Origin of the sequence: Streptomyces sp. NPDC093149 (genome assembly GCF_044754145.1) — a bacterium.
Lineage (GTDB): Bacteria > Actinomycetota > Actinomycetes > Streptomycetales > Streptomycetaceae > Streptomyces.
In genome coordinates, this window is the sequence record NZ_JBIVON010000002.1 from 185,612 (window position 1) to 205,406 (window position 19,795).

General features: G+C 70.2%; 18 protein-coding genes and 1 pseudogene. 7 read left to right on the forward strand and 12 right to left on the reverse strand.

The window, feature by feature from the left end:
* Nucleotides 1-7: 7 nt before the first annotated feature.
* Nucleotides 8-886 (reverse strand): AraC family transcriptional regulator, encoded by an 879-nt coding sequence (locus tag ACIQCZ_RS07385; RefSeq protein ID WP_402280454.1) that lies wholly within the window; start codon nt 884-886, stop codon nt 8-10.
* Nucleotides 887-972: 86 nt separating this feature from the next.
* On the opposite strand from ACIQCZ_RS07385, the gene ACIQCZ_RS07390 reads away from it, so the two are divergent.
* A complete protein-coding gene (locus tag ACIQCZ_RS07390) occupies nt 973-1,776 on the forward strand; it encodes a sulfite exporter TauE/SafE family protein (RefSeq protein WP_402280455.1) in 804 nt (267 codons plus the stop codon).
* 80 nt (nt 1,777-1,856) lie between these two features.
* On the opposite strand, the gene ACIQCZ_RS07395 is transcribed toward ACIQCZ_RS07390, so the two are convergent.
* A complete protein-coding gene (locus ACIQCZ_RS07395; RefSeq protein WP_402281249.1) occupies nt 1,857-2,525 on the reverse strand; it encodes a DUF4097 family beta strand repeat-containing protein in 669 nt (222 codons plus the stop codon).
* A 430-nt stretch (nt 2,526-2,955) separates the two neighbouring features.
* Nucleotides 2,956-3,306, reverse strand: a complete 351-nt coding sequence (locus tag ACIQCZ_RS07400; RefSeq protein WP_402280457.1) for a MerR family transcriptional regulator — start codon at nt 3,304-3,306, stop codon at nt 2,956-2,958.
* Between the two features lie 64 nt (nt 3,307-3,370).
* Between ACIQCZ_RS07400 and ACIQCZ_RS07405 the strand changes: the two genes are divergently transcribed.
* A complete protein-coding gene (locus tag ACIQCZ_RS07405) occupies nt 3,371-4,582 on the forward strand; it encodes an MFS transporter (RefSeq protein WP_402280458.1) in 1,212 nt (403 codons plus the stop codon).
* Between the two features lie 188 nt (nt 4,583-4,770).
* On the opposite strand, the gene ACIQCZ_RS07410 is transcribed toward ACIQCZ_RS07405, so the two are convergent.
* On the reverse strand, nt 4,771-5,355 hold the full coding sequence (locus tag ACIQCZ_RS07410; protein WP_402280459.1) for a hypothetical protein: 585 nt from the start codon (nt 5,353-5,355) through the stop codon (nt 4,771-4,773).
* A gap of 189 nt (nt 5,356-5,544) precedes the next feature.
* On the opposite strand from ACIQCZ_RS07410, the gene cpt reads away from it, so the two are divergent.
* Nucleotides 5,545-6,066, forward strand: coding sequence for a chloramphenicol phosphotransferase CPT (gene cpt, locus ACIQCZ_RS07415; RefSeq protein WP_402281250.1), 522 nt, complete (start codon nt 5,545-5,547; stop codon nt 6,064-6,066).
* A 262-nt stretch (nt 6,067-6,328) separates the two neighbouring features.
* Here the strand turns inward: cpt and ACIQCZ_RS07420 are convergent, their stop codons facing one another.
* From ACIQCZ_RS07420 to ACIQCZ_RS07435, 4 genes and pseudogenes are all read right to left on the reverse strand, one after another.
* Nucleotides 6,329-7,186: a hypothetical protein gene (locus tag ACIQCZ_RS07420; protein ID WP_402280460.1), complete on the reverse strand. Its 858-nt coding sequence runs from the start codon at nt 7,184-7,186 to the stop codon at nt 6,329-6,331.
* Nucleotides 7,187-7,982: 796 nt separating this feature from the next.
* A complete protein-coding gene (locus ACIQCZ_RS07425) occupies nt 7,983-8,567 on the reverse strand; it encodes a DUF664 domain-containing protein (protein WP_402280462.1) in 585 nt (194 codons plus the stop codon).
* Nucleotides 8,568-8,938: 371 nt separating this feature from the next.
* Nucleotides 8,939-9,874: pseudogene (locus ACIQCZ_RS07430) on the reverse strand (MFS transporter); the annotation flags it as partial.
* 74 nt (nt 9,875-9,948) lie between these two features.
* Entirely contained in the window at nt 9,949-10,260 is a 312-nt protein-coding gene (locus ACIQCZ_RS07435) for an ArsR/SmtB family transcription factor (RefSeq protein WP_391741555.1), read from the reverse strand.
* Between the two features lie 236 nt (nt 10,261-10,496).
* On the opposite strand from ACIQCZ_RS07435, the gene ACIQCZ_RS07440 reads away from it, so the two are divergent.
* Complete coding sequence (locus ACIQCZ_RS07440) at nt 10,497-11,276, forward strand: LPXTG cell wall anchor domain-containing protein (protein ID WP_402280463.1); 780 nt, start codon at nt 10,497-10,499, stop codon at nt 11,274-11,276.
* Between the two features lie 452 nt (nt 11,277-11,728).
* On the forward strand, nt 11,729-12,646 hold the full coding sequence (locus tag ACIQCZ_RS07445; RefSeq protein WP_402280464.1) for a hypothetical protein: 918 nt from the start codon (nt 11,729-11,731) through the stop codon (nt 12,644-12,646).
* Nucleotides 12,647-12,933: 287 nt separating this feature from the next.
* Here the strand turns inward: ACIQCZ_RS07445 and ACIQCZ_RS07450 are convergent, their stop codons facing one another.
* The 3 genes from ACIQCZ_RS07450 to ACIQCZ_RS07460 are packed head-to-tail and all read right to left on the reverse strand — an operon-like array spanning nt 12,934 to nt 18,139.
* Nucleotides 12,934-17,445: a caspase family protein gene (locus tag ACIQCZ_RS07450; RefSeq protein ID WP_402280465.1), complete on the reverse strand. Its 4,512-nt coding sequence runs from the start codon at nt 17,443-17,445 to the stop codon at nt 12,934-12,936.
* 2 nt (nt 17,446-17,447) lie between these two features.
* On the reverse strand, nt 17,448-17,873 hold the full coding sequence (locus tag ACIQCZ_RS07455) for a hypothetical protein (protein WP_402280466.1): 426 nt from the start codon (nt 17,871-17,873) through the stop codon (nt 17,448-17,450).
* A gap of 23 nt (nt 17,874-17,896) precedes the next feature.
* A complete protein-coding gene (locus tag ACIQCZ_RS07460) occupies nt 17,897-18,139 on the reverse strand; it encodes a hypothetical protein (RefSeq protein ID WP_402280467.1) in 243 nt (80 codons plus the stop codon).
* A gap of 91 nt (nt 18,140-18,230) precedes the next feature.
* Between ACIQCZ_RS07460 and ACIQCZ_RS07465 the strand changes: the two genes are divergently transcribed.
* The gene (locus ACIQCZ_RS07465; protein ID WP_402280468.1) at nt 18,231-18,806 is read left to right on the forward strand and encodes a DUF4240 domain-containing protein; all 576 of its coding nucleotides are present in this window, start codon (nt 18,231-18,233) and stop codon (nt 18,804-18,806) included.
* Between the two features lie 75 nt (nt 18,807-18,881).
* Here the strand turns inward: ACIQCZ_RS07465 and ACIQCZ_RS07470 are convergent, their stop codons facing one another.
* Nucleotides 18,882-19,463, reverse strand: coding sequence for a hypothetical protein (locus ACIQCZ_RS07470; protein WP_402280469.1), 582 nt, complete (start codon nt 19,461-19,463; stop codon nt 18,882-18,884).
* On the opposite strand from ACIQCZ_RS07470, the gene ACIQCZ_RS07475 reads away from it, so the two are divergent.
* Nucleotides 19,453-19,755, forward strand: coding sequence for a DUF6879 family protein (locus ACIQCZ_RS07475; RefSeq protein WP_402280471.1), 303 nt, complete (start codon nt 19,453-19,455; stop codon nt 19,753-19,755). The two genes, ACIQCZ_RS07470 and ACIQCZ_RS07475, sit on opposite strands and share 11 nt — an antisense overlap.
* The last annotated feature ends 40 nt before the right edge of the window (nt 19,756-19,795 follow it).

The window sequence follows — 19,795 nt, forward strand, 5'->3', positions numbered from 1 at the left end:
GTCCGGGTCACTGCCGGCGTCCCCTGCCTCCCGCCCCGGCGCGGCCAGGAGCGCCGCTCCGGTGGCCGGTGCTGTGACCGGAGGGGTTCACCGGCCCGCGACGCCCGGCGTGATCCGGACGAGAGGCCCCGGCGGCGAAGCGGGACGGGGGCATGCCGAAGGTGCGCGTGAACGCGGCGGTGAACGCGGCGGGGGAGGCGTAGCCGAGACGACCCCCGACCTCGCTGACCGAGGCGGTGCGCAGCAGCGGCACGGCCGCGAGCAGGCGGGCGCGCGCCCGCCAGACGGCGGGGCTGTCACCGACCTCGAAACGGAAACGCCGGGTGAAGGCCCGTTCGCTCATGGCCGTCCTGGCGGCCCATGCGGCGTTGGTGACGCCGGCGTCAGGCGCGGCCAGGTACTCCCGGCAGAGCCTCGCAAGATCGGCGGAGGCGGGGATCCCGACGTGGAACGGGAGCGGGGAGAGCTCGGCGATCTCGTGCAGAAGGAGTGCGGCGATGCTTCCCTCCCGCCCGGAAAGGCTGTAATCGGCCTCGAACTCGACCGCTGCCAGCAGCAGTTCGCGCAGCAGCGGCGACACGTCCACGACCGTGCAGGTGCCGGGCCACCACGGGACGGCATCCGGCTCGATGTACAGGCTCCGGGTGCTCACCCCCAGCATGCGGACCCGGTGCCGGGTGGCGGCCGGAATCAGTACGGCGCGCTCGGGCGGAACGGTCCAGCTGCCGTCGGCGGTGTCGACGACCATGACCCCGGTGGCGCCGTAGAGGAACTGCGCGCGCCGGTGTTCGTGCCAGTCCAGTACATGGCCGGGCGGGTAGTCGGTGCCGATCGGCAGGACGGCCCGGTCGACGTGGTCGACGCCGTCCAGGGAGACGTTCTTCACCCCAGCCACCCTACTGGCCGAGACGCGAAGGAATGGTGCCGACCATCGCATGCGGGAACTCCGCCCGAGCTGGTGGAGTGGGAGCCATGGACGTTGTGGCATTGATCGGGATCGGACTCCTCACCGGGACGACGACGGTGTTGTTCGGATTCGGCGGCGGATTCGTCGCGGTGCCGGTCGTGGTGTGGGCGGACGCCTCACTCGGAGCGGACGCGATGCGGGTGGCGACGGCCACCTCGGCCCTGGTGATGCTGGTGAACGCGGGCTTCGCGACGGCCGTCACACCGCGGCGGGTCCTCCTCGCGCTCCGCGGCAGTGGCACGCTGCTGCTCCTGCTGGCGGCCGGTGCCTCGGTCGGCGCACTTGCCATGCGCCTCGCCCCGGCCGGCCCGGTCCGCTGGGCGTTCGTCGCGTACGTCGCTCTCACCATCGCCGACCTCCTCCTGCGCCCCGGCTTCCTGCGCCCGCGCACCCGGGTCGAGGCGACCTCCGACGCCCCGCGTCCGCCGTCGGCCGTTCTCGGCGCGCCGATCGGTGCGGTCGCGGCCTTCCTCGGCGTGGGAGGCAGCGTCATGACCGTCCCCGCGATGCGGCGGGCCGGGCACACGATGCAGATGGCGACCGCGCTGGCCAACCCCCTCACCCTCGCCATCGCGCTCCCGGCCACCGCATGGTCCCTGGGCGGCGCCGCGCTTCCCGCCGCCCAGGACGCGCATACGCACCTGGTGGGTCTCATCGACCTCCGTGCCGCCTCGGCGCTGCTCCTCGGAGCGTTGCCGGTGATCGCGGTGCTGCGACGGCGCCCGCCGCGGATCCCGGACCGCACCTACGCCTGGGCGTACATCGGGCTGCTTGCCGTGGTGGTGGTCGCGATGCTGCTTCCGGCCTGACGGCCTCGCCCACGAGGGATGCTGCTCCCGGCCTGACGGCCTCGCCCACGACGGGCAGTGGGAGAAGGAGCGGCTTCCGGCTACAGGCTGCGGGCGGTGATGTCGCCGTAGGCGGTGGTGGCGTGGATGTTCAGGCCGGTGGTGCCGTCGGCGTTCTTGAGCGCGTTGTGGATCCGGCCGTGGGTGGTGCCCGCGTCCAGGGAGGCGGAGATCCCCTGGGCGGCGCCGATCGAGATGTCGCCGTGCTCGGTGCGCAGCGTGAGCGTGCCGCGCACGGCCTCGGTGATGTGGAGGTCGCCCTTCTGGGTGCTGATCTGTGCGGGGCCGCCCAGGCGGCCGACCGAGATGTCGCCGGCCTGGAGGGTCAGGCGGGCGCTCGCGGCCTCGTCGAGTTTGACCGAGCCCTGCGCGCCCTCGAAAGCGACGTCGCCGAGCCGTCCGACGCCCCGGAGCTCGGCGTCGGCCGCCTTCACCTCGATCCGGGAGCCGGCGGGCAGTTGGACGGTCACCTCGATGGATCCGGAGGGGCCGAGGATCCGGTTCTTCGCCGCCGGGGCCTCGATCCGCAGGACGCCGTCGCCGTACACGACCTCGATCTGCTCCGCCGCCTTCACGTCGCGGCTCCTGGAGGCGTCCGCGGGGAGGATCTCGACGGTGGTGTCGGCCCGGTCGGCGGCGATGAACCGGATGTGTCCCGCGGGGATGTCGAGGGTGGCCGAGACCGGGGCGGGGGTGTCGAACTTCTGCATGGTGGCCTGCTTCTTCTGCATCGTGCGTTCCTTCGGCTCGTTGTTTCTGATGGTGGAAACGCTACGTAGCGTTCACTGATCCAGCAACATGTTTGTTGCTCATGAAATGCAAGAATGCAGGTCAGAGCCGATAAATCATTGCAATGTTCCAAGAGGCAATGCAACGACTTCTCTCTTGCGCGTTGCAATGAATGGACAGTGAACGCTATCCCGAGGTGCGGAGGCGTGGTGTGGGAAGCGCCGGCCAGGAGGTGTGGCAGACCCTGAGCGCACGCGGACGCCGAAGCCGCCGGCGGCGAGCATGAGCCGGGGCGGGCGGGTCAGCCCGAGCGACCTCCTCCTCGACGCACTGCCCGCCCGCACCGCCTCTGACGCGCGTCCGACAGTTCCCATGGCCTGTGCGATGGGCGCAGGCGCTTCCGGCTGTCGCTCAGGAGCGGGGTTCCAGGTAGTCGCGGATCGCGTCGCGGTTGCGGGTGAGGCAGTCGATGCGTTCGTTGAGCTGGTCCAGTTCGCGCCGGAGCAGGGCGGTCAGTTCCGGCCCCGGGGCGGCCGGGAGGGTCACCGAGCCGTGCAGGCAGGGGATGACCGAACGCAGGGCGCGCGTCGACAGGCCGGAGTCGATCAGCTCGCGGATCTGCTGGACGCAGCGCACCGCGTTGTCCGGGTAGCTGCGGTAGCCGTTGCCCTCCCGGGCGGGGTCGAGCAGGCCCTGCTCCTCGTAGTAGCGCAGCAGCCTCGGGCTCACCCCGGTACGCCGGGACAGCTCGCCGATCCTCATGTGTGCCACCTCACACGGCCGGGATTGACTTTCACATCGATGTCAGAGTTCTAGCGTTCCAGACATGTCGAAGACAGCACAATCCTCTTCCTCCGTCTCCCCCGTCCCCGGCTGGCCCGTCGGCGGGCTGCTCAGCCTGTCGGCGGCGGTGTTCCTGGCCCTGACCACCGAGATGCTGCCGGCCGGGGTCCTCCCCTCGACGGCCCGCGATCTGGGCGTGTCCGAGGACGTGGCCGGGCTCCTGGTCACGGCGTTCGCCTACGCGATGGCCCTCGGGGCGATACCGCTGACGGCGCTCACCCGAGGCCTTCCCCGGCGTCCACTGATGGTCTTTCTCCTGGCCGGATTCGCCGTGGTCAACGCGGTGACGGCGGTCTCCGGCGGCTTCGTGCTCGCCGCGGCGGCGCGGGTGGCCGGCGGGCTGATCGCCGGGGTGTTCTGGTCGACGGCCGCGGCCTACGCGGCCCGACTGGTCGCCCCCGAGCGGGTCGGCCGGGCGGTGGCGATCGTGTTCGCGGGCCAGGCCGTCGCGCTGACGGCCGGTCTGCCGCTCGGGACGGCCGTCGGTTCGGCAGTCGGCTGGCGGACGGCTTTCGGCGGCCTGGCCGTGCTCGCGCTGGTGCTCGCCGTGCTGGTGGCGCGCTTCCTGCCCGCGCGGCCCGGCGACCGGGCGCGGGGCGGGACGCGGGTGGCCGCGGTGCTGCGGACGCCCGGTGTTCTGGTCGTCTCCGGTACGACGCTGGTCGTGATGCTGGGCCAGTTCGCGGTCTACACCTACGTCGCACCGCTGTTGGAACGTGCCGGGCTCGGTGGGTCAGCGATCAGCTGGGCGCTTCTGGCGTACGGCGCGGCGGGCGCGGTGGGGGTCGGGGCGGCCGCGGCGCTGGTGGACCGTCGTCCGCGCGCGGCAGTGCTGGGCGGGCTCGGTCTGCTGGCGGGCGCCGTGCTGGTTCTCGCGGTGGCCGGACGTTCCACGGTGGTCGTGCTGGTGGCCGCCGCCGCGTGGGGCCTGGCTTTCGGGGCGTTGCCCACGCTGCTGCACGCGGCGGTGGTGCGGGCGGCCCCGGCCAGCCCCGAGGTCGCCGACTCCGTGCTCAACTCCGGTTTCAACATCGGCATCGGTACCGGCGCGGTCCTCGGCGGCCAGGTCCTCGTCCGGGCCGGGATCGGGGCGGTGCCGTGGACCGCGTTCGCCCTGCTCATCGCCGGCGCGGCAACGGCATTGGCGGCCCACCGAACGGGGTTCCCCGAGCTGAGGGCGGGGGAGGCGGGCTGAGAACGGCCGCCCCGACACTTGGCCCGACTTCGGCGGGGACCTCGGTGTTCGGCTGCCTGTGATCACGTTGGTGCGCCGGTCTCGCGGGTGCACGGGGCCGTGGGCAGGACGAGGTTCATGCCGAGGCCGGGCCGTATCCGCGCCGGCGACACACCCCGGCCAACGATCGGATGACCGAAAGAAACGGCCTAAGCCTCCCACCAGCCGTCGAGTTCGTCCGGCCGGAAACGCATCATGACGGAGGCGGTCCAGAAGAGTACGACGAATACGCCGCTCACGATCTCCCAGACGAGGTGGAAGACGTCCGTACCGGGTCTGGGACCGAGGGCCGGGTGGACCTTGCGCTGCGGGTCGATGGTGATGAGATACCGACCTCCGGTCCGCAACTCCGTGCTCACCGTGGACAGCTCGCGCTGACGCAGGTTCCCCGGGTAGGAGACGGCGTAGGTGTAGGTCGTGACGCCGTCCGGGTCGGAGGACGAGGAGGTCTCCTTCTCTATCACGCCGTACACCTCCCGGCCCCGGTCGTGCAGGGCGTTGGACGAGAGGTACTGCATGTGCAGGGCGCAGAAGAACATGGCCGCTATCCCTCCCAGCAGCCCCCACGAGTACCCGATGCCGGTGCCCAGTCGCGTGAGTGCCATGGCGCAACCGACGGCAATGCCGCTCCCCAGCAGCAGCAACAGTCCGAGTGTGCTCTCCCAGGTGTAGAGGGCATGACCGAGTAGGGTCAGCAGCCACAGTGTCACCAGCCCGGCGGCCGGGCCGAGCACGATCCCCGCACACAGCCGAAAACTTGGAACTCTCACTCCGCGGCGCGGCATTGACGACCCCCTGACGACGCTGATCCGGCCCGTACCGGTCTCCTATGGACTCATGAGTCCGGCGGGGACGTCCAGAGCTTATGGATCTGTCGGGTGAGCTCACGGACGTGGTCATAGAGTGGCGCCGTGATGACCCGGATGATCGTGCTCAACGGTGGCTCCAGCTCAGGGAAGTCCGGGATCGCCCGGTGTCTGCAGGCGGTCCTGCCGGAGCCCTGGCTGGCCTTCGGCGTCGACACACTGGTCGACGCGATGCCCGCGTCCATGCGGGCATCGGACGCCGGCATCGAGTTCGCACCGGACGGTGAGGTGGTCGTGGGCCCCGAGTTCCGTACGTTGGAGACGGCGTGGATCGAGGGGGTCGCCACGATGGCCCGTTCCGGAGCCAGGATCATCGTCGACGAGGTCTTCCTCGGCGGAGCGGAGTCCCAGCGGCGTTGGCAGAAGGCGCTGAACGGCGTAGGCGTGTTGTGGGTCGGCGTACGGTGCGAGAGCGAGGTCGCCGCAGCCCGCGAGGTGGCGCGCGGTGACCGGGTCACGGGCATGGCGGCGTCGCAGGCGGACGTGGTCCACCGGGGAGTGTCCTACGACCTGGAGGTGGACACGACGCGGAGCGAGTCCATGGAGTGCGCCCGGATCATCGCCGACCGCGTCAGGTGATCCGTTCGTTCACACCACGTCGGGGCCCGTGATCATTTCCGGCCACGACGCGAAGTCACGCACCACACGCACAACAGGCGCGGCAGCCGCAGCAGGCACAACGCACCCGGCGCCGAAGGCCGCACCGCATGTCACCGAAGGCCGCACCGCACGTCGCCGGGCTCAGGCCGGCCGATGACCCCCGTCACCGCTCCTGTCACGGCCCGGAGGCCGCAACGGGAGCGGTGACGTACGGCGCGTGCTGTTCCCCTGCGAGGACTTCTCAGTTGGCGGGGGCCTGGTAGAGGCCCCGGCCGGCGCGGTGGGCACGGGAGGTGGCGACGAGCCGGTCCAGGGTGCTGCGGACGGTGTTGATGCCGTTGGGGGTCAGCTCCCGCCCCAGGGCTTCGGTGACGTCACGGGCACGGACCGGGGTGTCGCCGAACGTGGACAGCACCTTGATGGCCATCTCGGTGAGGCTGCCACTGTCGTCGACAGCCGGTGCGGCGGGCGCCGCCTTCTTCGGGGCCGCGGCCTTCGCGGACTTGGTGGCCTTGGCGGACGCGGCGGCGGCCTTCTTGCCCTTCGGAGCGGCGGCCTTCTTGGCCGCCGGCTCGGCGGACTTCGTGGTCTTCGCGGGCTGCGCGGAGTTGGCGGCCTTGGTCGCGACGGCCTTCTTGGCCTGGCCGCGCTCGCTCTTCGGCTTGGCGGCGGCAGCCTGCTTGCGGCCCTTGGGGGCGGACGTCTTCCGGGCGGTGCGGCGTGCGGGGGCAGCCGCTGCCGGCTCCTGCGGGGCCTCTGCCCGGACGGCGGAATCGATGGAACCCTGAGCCTGCTGCGGGATCTGCGGGGTCTGCGGAACCTCGGCAGCGGCAACGCTCTCGGCCTCGGCCTTGGCGTCCTCGTCCTCGGTCTTGACGTCCTCCGTCCTGACCTCACGCGCCTCCGTGTTCGCGGGAACGGGGGAGGCGGCCAGCGAACGCAGCGCCGTCAGCGCGGTCCGCACCGACTCCAGCCGCTCGGTGACAGTCGCGAGTTCCTTCTCCAGGGTCTGCTGGTGCTGCTCCAGGCGGGGAAGTTCCGCCTCCAGCACGGCAGTTGTGGCATCGATGGTGCCCAGTGTGTTGGTCTCTGAGGTCATGTTGTCGCCCTTCTCTCCCGGCCGACCGTTGGTGACCGATGTGGTGCAGCGTAAGGGGCGTTGTGTTGTGGCCGGAAATCGACGCTTCCGCAAGCACAGTCAGGAGCCGCTCCCAGTGCCGGCCGCCAGTCTCCTGAATCCTCCTGCCGCGCGCCCCGAGACCGGCCAAGAGGCACTCGTTTGGCCGCATGCGCTTCATCGGTGGAGTGCTCTGCCGGACCGCCACGGTCCACGCATCGCAACGCGACGCGGCACGAGGAGAGGGGACGGAACACGATGCGCCAGGGGACGGAACACGATGCGCCAGAAGACGGCAGGACGTGGGGATTTCGTGGCACGGGCGCCGATGCTCGTACGCGCTGCCGGAGGCTGTGGTGACGGCGAAGGGGTCGGAGGGCGACGCTTCAGGGGTCGGGGACGACGCTTCAGGGTCCGGGGGCGACGCCTCGGGGGCCGGAACCGGGATGCCGGATCGGCGGGCGCCCGGTGCGGTCTCGCGGGGGAGATGCGTCGGTTCGCGGCAGGCGGCAGCTCGTGCCTTCATGACGCCGGGGAACGCGCACCGCCCCGGACCGCGTACCGCGCAGGCCCGGGGCGGTCATGCGTCCGAGGTGGTCACGCGTCCGGGGCGGTCACGCGTCCGAGGCGGTCATGCGTCCGGGGCGGTCATGCGTCCGAGGTGGACCCGCCACCGGGGCGAGGCTCACGCCAGGAGGGATCCGGGCCGGGGACGGGGCCCACAACCGAGACGGACCGCCGGGCCCGCCCCGGCCGACCGCCAGGCCCGCCCCGGCCGTCAACTTCCGATGTCGCTGCCGTCGCCACCATCCGCGCCGGCGCTGCGCGAGGCGGCCTCGGCCATCCGGGCCGTGGTGCTGGCGCCGTCCAGCGCCTCGCGGATGATGTCCGCGTGCCCGCAGTGGTGCGCGATCTCCCGGAAGACATGCAGCAGCACGTGCCGTACGGTCCACGTGATCGGCTCCGGCGGTGACCACGGGTACCGAGGAAGTGTCACGAGACGGCCGAGATCGGGCTCCTGCCGCACCGCGCGATCGAATTCCGCCGCCGCCGCGTGAAAGGCTTCGAGCAGCCCGGCCAGGGTCTCGCCGTCGGTCATCCGATTGCTGTCGGGATCGAGGTCGGCCCAGCCGACCTCGCCGGGCGCCGTGCCGTCCACCACGGCGAGCCAGGTCCGCTGCACGTCACCGAGATGCTTGACCAGGCCGCCGAGCGTCAGCTCGCTGACGGTGGTGGTGAGTGCGGCCTGCTCGTCACCGATGTCCGCGACGGTGTAGAGAAAGTTGGTGCGCTGATCGGCGACGATCGCGAGAAGATCCTCGCGTTCCCCGGCCCGTGCGTCGTCGGTGCTGGTCGTTCCCATGAACGTTCCCCCTCCGGACGGTTCCTGGCCGCACACTACGGCGTCTCCCGGACGGCCGGGGGTCGGAGACGCGACGGGTGCGATGAGAACGACGGGTCTCAGGCCCGCACCTCTCCGTGCATCTGTTCGCCGGAGGCGACCGACGGTCCCTGCCGCACCCCGGCGCGGTCCAGGCTCAGCCGCAGAGCCGTGACCAACAGTGCGGCGACGGCGAACCCCGTACCCACCCAGGTGAGTTGACGGGCTCCGTACGCGGACAGGACCCATCCCCCGACCGCCGTTCCGACCGTGATGCCGAGGTTCGAGAACGAGATGAAGAGGCTGTTGCCGAACTCGGGCGCGTCGGAGGCGTCCCGCCCCAGCCAGCTCTGGCTCACGACGAGCCCGCCCGAGTGCACGGCCCCCCAGACCAGCACGGCGACGACCATCGGCGCGAACAGCGGGCCCACGGCGTACAGGAGCACATAGACGAGCAGACACAGAACCGGGTAGCCGACCACGGTACGAATGAGATCGCGCCGCAACAGCTCACCGAAGACGAAGTTGCCGAGGACCATCACCACGCCGAACGCCATCAGCATGGCGCTGACCCAGGTGCCGTCCATGTGCGTGACCCGGCCCAGGTACTCGGCGAAGTAGCCGTAGACCGAGAACATCGCCGCGAAGACGAGCACGACGGACGCGATGGTCAGCCACAACCGCAACCGCTTCAGGACCTTCAACTGGGTTCCGTAGGAGACCCTTTGAGCGACGGGCATCGGTGGGACGAACAACAGCATGCCGATGAAGGCGAGCAGATTGACGAGTGCGCCGAACCAGAACGCCGAGGCCAGGGACACATGCTCGGCGAGGTACGAGGTCAGTGGCACCCCGAAGGCGAAGCCGACGGTGACGCCGCCGAACACGGTGGTCGTGGCGCGGGTGGCGTCCTCTGCGGGCACCAGCCGCGCGGCGGTCGCGAGCGCGACCGCGAAGAACACGGGATGGAAGAGCGCGGGAACGATACGGAAGGCGAGCATCACCTCGTACTGCGTGGTGAGCGCGTAGACGGCGTTGGACACGGCGAACACGGCTATCGCGGTCGCGAGCACCTTCTTGCGGTCGATGCCGGAGGCGAGCAGCGTGGTGAACGGTCCGGATACGGCGATGACCAGGGCAAACACTCCGACGAGCCAGCCGGCGGTGGACGGTGCGACGTCGAGTGCCGCCGAGACCTGGGGGAGCACGCCGACCATGCCCATCTCGGTGGTGATGATCCCGAACACGCCCAGGGCGAGCACCAGGACGGTGACGGAGGCCTTTCTCATGGCGACCTTTCGTTAAATCTGGAAAAGTAGATATGTTTGGGTCCGGAGCGGCGCTCGCGGGGGATTCGTCGGGTCTACAGCTCGTCGCGGACGTGCGCGGCGAACTCCGCGATCACCGGCTCGTTGCGCCGGTAGTACGTCCACTTGCCGATGCGTTCCGAGGTGAGCAGCCCGGCGTCCTTCAAGGTCTGCAGGTATCCGGACACCACCGACTGCGCCAGTCCGGCGCGCTTCTGGATGTCGCCCACGCACACCCCGATGTGGAAGCCGAGCCCCTGCTGTCGGTAGGAGTCCTCGTCGAAGTGCTTCTCCGGCTCCCGCAGCCACTGCATGAACTGCAGGCGTGCGGGATTGGCGAGCGCCTTGTGTACGGCCAGGGGGTCCACCGGCCTGCCTCTCCGTTCGACTTCTGGTTCATATCCAGCTTTCTCGATATGTAGGAGCAAGTCAAATCGTCGGAATCGGCCGGAGCGATGATCCAATCGTTATGCGGGACTAAGGGGGCAAGTGATGCACTCTGTGACGCATGTGGTCATAGGTGCATTGACGGGTACGCGACGGTCGCAGGAAGCTGAGCAGCCCCCCACGGAAGCCCTTTCTACTCCCAACCGTTGGATTTCCCATGCGCACAGTTGCTTCCGCAGGCACGCTCACGGCCGCCGTCACCGCGGCCCTGCTGCTTGCCCCTACGGCATACGCCACCGCCCCCGGCGACAACGGCACCGTGAAGATCCATGATGCCTCGACCGGTGAGGAGCTCCGTAAGAACGAGCCTCACGTGTGCACCTTCTATCTCGACGCCTTCGGTTTCGACGCGAAGCAGAGCGTCGACTGGCGCATCGAAGCCTGGGCCCCGACCGCCCATGTCAAGGGCGAGACCGTGAAGTCCGGTTCGCTGACGCTCGACGGTGAGGGGCATGGTCGTTCGCAGGACCAGTCCCTGCCCGACGGTCACTACAAGCTGTTCTGGAACTTCGACGGTGAGCACGGCAAGGCCAAGCACAAGGTCTTCTGGGTCGACTGCGGCGAAGAATCGAAGCCGGGCGGTGAGGAGCCCGGTGGTGGCAAGCCCGGTGGCGGCAAGCCGTCCCCGTCCGACTCCACGTCCCCGTCCGACACTCCGTCGACGTCCGCGGCCCCGTCGACGTCCGTGACCCCGTCCGGCCCGGAGCAGTCCACCGCGGAGCCCGCGTCGTCCGCCTCTGAGGGCGCTGCCCCGGCGTCCCCGGCTTCGGGCTCCTCCGCCTCTGCCTCCTCGTCACCCTCCACCCAGACCGGCGGGGATCTCGCCGAGACCGGTAACGGCGCACCCGTCGGCCTGCTGTCCGCAGCGGCCGCCGCGCTCGTCGCGGCCGGCGGCTACCTGGTGATCCGTCGTCGCAAGGCGCAGCAGCAGCACTGACGCGCCGATTCCTGTGTGCCCCCGTACTCCGTGACTTCGAGGACGGGGGCACACAACGGCTGGACGAACAGGCTGCCGTGCAGGCACGCGCGCCTCCGTGCACAGGCCGGACCATCCGGTGCCTGGTGAACAACTTCACCGGTGAACTCGCGTGCGAAGCGGCGGAGACGGTGGGCGTACCACCGGCAAACCACCGGCACAGCTCGATCCGGCTTGCCTGATGGGGCGAAGTTCCGTTCGCGTGGCGGGAGATGGAGGCGATGCGGTACGGTGACGAAATCATCACCCTCTGTGCGCTTCCGTGTACATGGGGCAGCCCCCGGCGGTGCTGACAACACCATCCGAGGGCCTACACCACCAGTGGAAGAGACCCACCGGAAATGCTGCGTCATTCTATCGCGCCCACCGCGCGCTATACGAAGGCATCACATGATGTCGTCCGCCATCCGCGTTTGAGCAGTGACGCGAAGATCCTCCTCCTGTACGTCCAGGGTCTGCCCGAGGGCCCCACGTACAAGCCGTTGAGCGAACTCGCCCAGAAGCTGGGCATCAAGGGCCGCGCGTACCAGAAGGCGAAGGAACAGCTGGTCGAGCACGGATACGTGCACGAGTGGCGGAGCCAGGGCGGCGGGGGACGCTGGCTGACCGAGCAGTTGGTCGCGAACAGCCCTCTGACGGGCGAGCAGGCGGGGCACCTGCGAGAGGCCTCGCCCACGGCCGTCCCGCCACCGAGTACGCGGTTCCCGACGGTCGGTGAACCGACTGCCCGGACGGTCGGTGGCTGTCAACCGGTAGAAGACCACAGTGACAAGACCACTCCCCACCCACCCTCCGAACCCGAGCCGACGCCCGGACCGGCACCGGAACCGACCCCGACGACCCCGGCACCCGACCCGGCGCAGCTCGCCCGAGCGGAACGGGTCCTGCTCTCCCTGCGCCACACGCGCCGCGAACTCCACCTGGGCGTACAGGAAGCACGCGCGCTGGCCGTGGAGGCGGTCAAGTGGCTGGAACGCGGCCTGACCGAGTCCGACCTCCGCCACGCCTTACTCGCCGAACGCCCCGAGAACGGCGTGCGCTCGGCAGTCGGATTCCTGCGCTACCGCCTCATCCAGAAGCTCCCCGAACTCCGGCTCCCACCGCTGCCCCACCAGTCCCAACCCGTCAGCGAACTGTTGGAGTGCAAGGGGCCGGGCGGCAAACACGTCTTCCGCCCACTGGCCGACGAGACGGAATGCGCACCGTGCCGCCGGTCCGCAGCGCAGGCGCCCCTCCACGGCGTCCCCGCGCCGGAGCCCGACCGCATCCCGTGGCGGGAACGGATCGCGAGAATCAGCGGGACGTCGGCCGCCCTGCCGGGCGAGGGCTGACCTCGCGCACGGCTCGGACTGCGACGAGGAAGGCTCACCGCACGACCACGGCAAACGATGTACGGACGCGCCGGAAGCTCTTGTGCCCACTGCGTCCGGGGTGGCTCATGCACGCCACGTCGACACGCGCGGAGTTTGTGGCAGGTCAGGTGGACCATTTGCACCAGAGGCATTCGGCTTTGTACGTGATGTCCGTGTCGGGGTGCTCGGTGATGCGGTGGAGCACCTAGCGGTATGCAACTCGGAGACGAGGGGCGCGCGGCGATCTCTCCCGTGGGCGATGCCCCTCAGCCGCAGGACGGTTGGTGGTTCAGGTGCGGGAGCAGTGCTTTCCACTGCTTCTTCTCGACGCTGAGGGGGTGGGTGGTGCACAGCCGGTCGTAGATGCGGTCGGTGTCGAAGTCGATCAGGTAGGTGAGTCCCCCCGAGTGCCGCCCTTCCAGGTCGCTGTCCGTGGTCACAGCCATGAAAGGGCTGCCGGCGGGCAGCAGCCTCAGGCCCTTCACGCCTTCCACGGTGGCGATGGCCGGCGTGCGCCATGTGCCGTCCTTCTCCGCCTTCCAGATGCGGTAGGGCTCGTCCGTCAGGACCCACTTCCCGTCCGGCGACGGCCTGATGTCCGTGAGGGCGCCGTCGAGGCGCATCTCGCCCGTCTCCCGGGGCTTGTACGGGTCGCTCGCGTCCCAGAACTTCACGGTTCCGTCGGCGAGCGTCGTCGCCAGGATGCCTTTACCGACTGGCTGATAGCCGCCGGACGCGGCTGGCAGCAGGGCAGCCTTCCGGGGCCTGCGGATGTCTCGCATGTCCCAGAGCTGGGTCCGCTGGGCGAGAGCGTCGTGCATCAGGAGCCGCGTCGAGGGCACGTAGCCTGCCTGCCCCATGGCCGCGTCCTTGAGGAGAACGCCCTTGACCGGCTCGGCGGGATCAGTGAGGTCCCAGATGCGCAGGTCCAGCGGTCTGCCCCGCCCGGGCTCGCCCCGGTCCACGATCGCGAGCCCCCGGTCGCCCAGGAAGAACAGACTCTCCCATTCGGAGACCGGCACCGCGGGAATCGTTGCGCGCCGCACCGGGCGGCGGACGTCCCGTACGTCCCATATCTGCACCGTGCCGGTGGCCATGCCGCCGAGGACCAGAAGCCTGCCGTCCGCAGATACCGCCGTGCGCACGTTCGCGGCCGTCACCGGGATTTCTGCTCCCGGAACCGGAGGCTTCTTCGCGTCTCTGCCGAAGTCCCACAGCCGGAACGCGTGGTCCTCCGTGCCCTGCGTCCATCGGTGCGCCATCAGCACCGGCCGGTCGGTCCCCGGGAGGAAGTAGCGGGCCTTCCACGGCTTGGGCAGCGTGAACCGCAGACGTGGATCGGCCCCTTCGGCCGTGTCCGCGCTGCGGAGGTCCCAGACCTGGGTGGTCTCTGTGTCGTCTGTGCCCTCTGTGCCCTCGGCGACCATGAGCGTTCCGTCGTCGCTGATCGGACTGGTGCCCGGGTCCCCGTTTGTCATCGCCCCGAGAAGCCGGGGTGCGGGAGCACGCTGTGGCCAGACTCGTACGTTGCCTCCCATGTCGCCCACGGCGAGATGGCGTCCGTCGGGGCTGTAGGCGACCGACTGGGCCGGCTCGCCCCCGCGTGCCGTCCCCAGTTCGGCCAGGGAGTCGAGCAGCTCCGCACCGGTCGCGACCGTTCTTCGGAGCTGGGCGCCACCGGTGGCCCTGTTGTTCGCCGCGGCGAGCCTTTCCCCGTCCGGGCGGAAACTCAGTGAGGGCAGGTCACCGTAACCCCATTCGCTGCCCCACTCGTCCTCGGGCTCGACGCGCTTGAGCCGACGGCCGCCCTCCACAGTCCACCAGGCCATCTTTCCGCCCGCGCCGGTCGCGACCAGCAGATCCCGCGTCGGGTGGGCGGCGACTGCCATCACTGAGGTGGTCTTGGCGGTGTCCAGCAGTCGCGCCCGTGCCGGATCGCGCACATCCCACAACCGCACTTCCGCCAGCCGCTCCGACGCGCCTTTCCCGCTGATGCCGTTGCCCGTGACCAGCAGGCCGTCGTGGCGGAACGCCAGCGAGATGAGCGCGGTGGAAGCCGCCGAGCGGTCCGTCCGCAGCAGCGGCGCCGAGGGTTTCGACACGTCCCACAGCCGTAGACGTCCCTTGTCGCTGCCTGCCGCGAGCGTGCGGCCGTCCGGAGCGAACCCCAGGGTGTACGTGACGCCTTTGGGGACGCCGCGTGCGGCGAGCCGCTTGGGCCGCCGAGGGTCGGTGACGTCCCACAGGGCGAGTTCCGTGGCCGTCTGCGCCGCCAGCAGCCGGGTGCGCGGGTGGAAGGCGATGGCTGCGCTGCCGTTCAGTTTCAATGTCCCCGCCTTCACAGGCACGTTCCGGCGGGAGATGTCCCACAGCTGCACCCACCCGTTGCGCTGGCTGGTCGCAAGGACATCCCCGTCCTGGCTGAACGCGATATTGAGCACCGGCTCGCGATGCCCGCCCGAGACTTCGACCGGCGTCTCCGTCAGGTACGCCGAGTAGAGGCTCGACCGGGTGGCGGGCGTCTGCGCCGTGCGATATGCCGCCAGGCTGAGCCGCAGCGCGGTCTGCGGATCGCGTTCGCGCATGGCGTCCGCCTTCGCTGCCACCTGGTCGGCGAGCAGGACGGTCGCCCGGCCCTCCGCGTCCCGCTGCGCGCCGCGCGCCAACACGGCGAGCGTCGTGGCGAGCAGGGCCAGCACGGTCACGACGGAAACCGCGGCCCGGCGCAGGTTCCTCGTGCGGCGCTCCGCGCGACCGCTCGCGCGCAGGAAGTCCCGCTCGACGGGCCGCATGGGCAGCGTGCCGCCACTCCCAGGAAGCTGCGTGCGCGCCGAAGCCAGCTGATCGCCCCCGTACAGGCCGCTCTGCGGGCGGCCCGCCTCGTGCCATCCATCAGCCGCATCACTCAGCCTTCGACGTGCGAGGAGTCCGGCCCGGTCGTCCGCGATCCAGTCCCGCAGCCGTGGCCAGGCGTTGAGAAGGGAGTCGTGGCACAGCTGCGCCTCGTCCTGGTCGACGATGACGAGCCGGGCCGCGGCCAGCTGTCCGAGCAGATCGGCGACCTGGTTGAGTTCCCGCGCGGGGACGCGGCGGCGCACCACGCGGCCGTCGTCGTCGACCACCAGGACCATGCGTAGCAGCAGTTCCCGCAGCCGGCTTCGGTCGTCGGCGCCGAGTGCGTCGTGGACTTCGTCGGCGGTCCGGGCGACGGAGGTGCGGATCCCGCCCGCGGCCTGGTACGCGGCGAAGGTCAGCGTGGTGCCGCGACGCCCGGCCCAGGTCTGCCGCAGGGCGTGGGCAAGGAACGGCAGCGCGACCGCGTCGCCCTCGGCGGCCCGCTCCTGACGCAGTTCGCGCAGGATGTGGTGGGACAGCCCGTCCTCCAGGCGCAGCCCGGCGTGTTCCGCGGGCCGTTCGACGGCCGCTCGCAGTTCGTCGTTGGACATGGCGGCCACGGTGAACTGCCCGGACCTGACGATCCGCGCGAGCCGAGCGTTGTTCAGGCCCTGGTCGTAGAAGTCGGCGCGCAGACCCAGCACGATGCGGGGACTGTCGGAGCCCGCCCCGGCCAGGGCGCGGACGAACAGTTCACGCTCTTCCACGTCCCGGCACTGGGTGAAAATCTCCTCCAGCTGGTCGATGACCAGCACGCCCGGCCCGCCGCCGCCGAACCGTCCGGTGCCCAACTCGCTTTCCACCTCGGCGAACGGCCGCCCCACCGCCGTTGCCCAGCTCTCCACGAGCGTATGGAACGGTTGCGCACCAGGCCCCGGGATCAGCAGCACCCCCTGACCCTCCAGGCCGGCCACGAGTCCGGCCCTGAGCAGGGAGGACTTACCGGCTCCCGATGCGCCCACCAGGACGACCGGCCCCGCGTAAGGTTCATCGGTCACCCGGCTCACCAGGCTGCGCGTCAACTCCTCACGGCCGAAGAAGAGATGGTGTTGTTCCGGCAGGAATGGTCGCATTCCGGGGTATGGGCACGGGCCGCCTCCCTGCGCGGGCTCCGGTTCCATGGCGGCGTCGTGGACGAGCCTGCCGGGGTTACGGGCGAGAGTCAGGTCGGAGGCCCGGCCGACACCATCCGAGTGCGGGCGTGCGGCACTGCCCTGGAAACGGCGGTCGAGTATCCGGTAGAGATCGAGCAGGGTGAACCAGGCAGGCCCGCCCGGATCGCCTTCCGTCAGCAGCCTCAGCAACTCCCCGCTGAAGAGAGTGTGTTCGGCATCCACGGGCGCGAACGAGGCGGCATAGTGCGTCGCCGAGGCCAGCAGAAAGCTGCCCTCGGGGCGGGCCGAGGTGATGACCTCGCGGTACGACTCCTGCGGCGCGGCTTGCGCTAGGCCCGAGAAGCAGCAGTCCAGGACGACCACTGTGCTCGCCGCGGCCTCACCGAGCCGCTTGCCCACCTGGTCGTAGGGGACGGCGTGGACGGTGTCATCGGCTGAGGAGGTGCCCGCTGTGGACAGGTACAACTGCCGCCCGGGGCCGACCAGGCCGTGGCCTATGAAGTAGAAGAGGACGACTCCGCCCTCGGAGGCGTCGATAGCGGCCTGCACGGCGGCGAGCACCTCGGTCGGCCCCTCCGGGTCGATGATCTCGGTGACCCTGCCGTCCATGCCGCAGTTCTCCCGCAGTGCCGCGGCGACAGCCTGCGCCGAGCGCGCGGCGCCGGGCAGATCAGACAGCGCTGTGCCGCCACCTCTGCCGCACCGGCCCGTACCGACCACGACCGCGTGGCAGTTGGCGCTGCTTAAGTCCCCCTGCTGATCCCTCACGGTCAGTTCCGCTCCGCCGTGTCCGGCTGCCGGTCATCGTGCCCGTCCGTCGGCGGGGCGGGTTGCGGCGGCTGCTGGAGCGCCTCGGCCACCCTCTGCGCGAGATCGCCGGCCCCTTCGGCCGTCAGCCCTCGCACCCGCTCGGAAGTGACTGTGACCTGCGTACCGTCCGGCCGGTTGATCGTCACAGTCTGGTTCCCCCGTCTGCTCTGCAACCAGGCGACGACGGCCGCGGCCACGGCGGCGGTGAGCCCACCGGGTGTCAGCAGCACGGGGATGAGCTCGGCCGCGCCCCCGCTCATGCTGCCCGGCATGGGCGGCCCGGACAGTGCCTGACCGACGGCGCCCCGCAGCTCGGGATTGCGCCGCAGCCACTGCCGCAGATCGTCGGTCTCGGCGGGGCCGCCGACTTCCAGGGTGATCCTCATGTCCCCTCCGGGATAAGGGTGTTTCACACGAGTCCGCCGAGGATAACTGCCTCTTGCCGAAGGCGACCAGGCGTTCCTGAGTCATTCCGCAGCGTGATTGAGGCGCAGCACAGTAGGACCGCGGTGGGCGAGTCGGCCGGGGCACGACGGACCGGAAAGCGCCGCAGCAGCGCCCAGGAGCGGTCGAGATCGTCGAGCAGCGCGAGCCCGGCGGCCGCGCCGTCGACCATTGCCACCGCGACCGCACGGTTGAGGAGGAGGACCACCAGGCTGCTCCTCACCCGTTCGACCCGCCTTCACGGACGAAGGAGACGACCGGAAGTGGGTGTGTCCGACCCGACTGCCATAGTGCGGCCCATGGATGAGAACTCCTTCTGGGCCCTGATGGAGGGCTGCCAGCAGCAGACCGATGACCCGGACCAGCGGCTGGAGGCATTGCGTGAGCAACTCATGCAGCGGTCACCGGCAGAGATCGTGCAGTTCCAGTCGTGCCTGCACCGGGTGCGACAGCGGATCGACACGTGGGAGATGTGGGTCGCCGCCGAGCAGATCCAAGGAGGATCGTGCTCCGACGACAGTTTCTGGTACTTCCAGTTCTGGGTGCTCGGTCTCGGCCGAGAGGCGTACGAGAGGGCGGTGGCCGATCCGGATTCGTTGGCAAGGACCCCGAAGCTGCGCGCGCTGGCCGGACGTCCCCCGCAGGAGTGGTCGGACGACGAGTGGCCCGAGTGGGAGTCGCTGGACTACGTCGCGGCCGAGGCCTTCGACCTGCTGACGGGCGAGGAGGAAGGCCTTGAGAGGGCGCTGGAGGCCGAGGGCCTGGACCTCCCCTGCAACCCCGAACCGAGCGGCGAGGCATGGGACATACGCAACGCGGACGAAGCGTCGCGTCGGCTGCCGCGTCTCAGCCGGATGTTCCCGCTCGCCCGCTGAGCCAATGGGGGAAATCCTGAGAGAGACGGCCGTCGGCTCGCCGTTGCCCGGAACGGGGCATCCCTGGTGGTTCCGCTATCCGGCCACGGCTGCACGCCTCGCCGCCCAGAATCGGTGGACAACCCAGCCGGCAGTGAGCACGGCGCCCGTCCAGACGATGACCTCGGCCAGAACAATGGTCGGGGTCAAGGTGGGGTGCGGTTGGGGCGGTAGCACGACCATCTGCACGGCAGCACCCACCGGAACCGTCAACGCCGCAAGCAGGCCGATCAATCCAGGCCGCCGGATGGCTGCACCCACCGCGCCCAGGGCCAGCCCGAGCGGCACTGCTGCCACCCCCCACCTGACCATCTCCGATTCGGCCCCCGAGGCGAAGGCGTCCGTCACGTAGTACGCCCCCGTGGCAGCGATCAGCGCCAGGGCCCCGGCCAGCGCGCCCCGGACCGGTGTCCCGGCCAGCCAGCCCACCGCCACCGCCAGCGCGGCCCAGGACCAGCCCGCGTCCACCAGCAGGCTGAGCACCTTGGCAGCGCCGGCCCAAATGGTGCCCCTCAGAGGAGCGCCGAGCTCCCCGTACGGGGAGGAAAGCGCGTTGATGAGCGAGGTGGCCGCCCCGAATCCCGCCCCAGCCGCAAGAGCACCCATCATGATCTTCATACCGGGAGAGTATCCAGCGGGCGCCGGCCCGGGCCGCGAGTGGGCGTTCGCCGACGACCTGCCGACCCCTGGTCAGCTCTACCTGATCGACAATGCGAAGCGTAATGCTGCCCTCGGTGAGGACATCACAAATCTGCAGAGGGCCGAAGCGGGACGGCTCGGACTGCTGGAGGAGGATCTCTGGATCTCCGATTCGCGACTCGTCGCGCGACTGAACTTCGACTCCGGCGATCAACTCGTGGACGTCGAACTCGTCACGGAGCCGGTGGAAGTGGTGCGCTGCTGCTGGTAGGCGACGCGGCGTGGCATCACGCTGTCCCGCACGAGCTGTT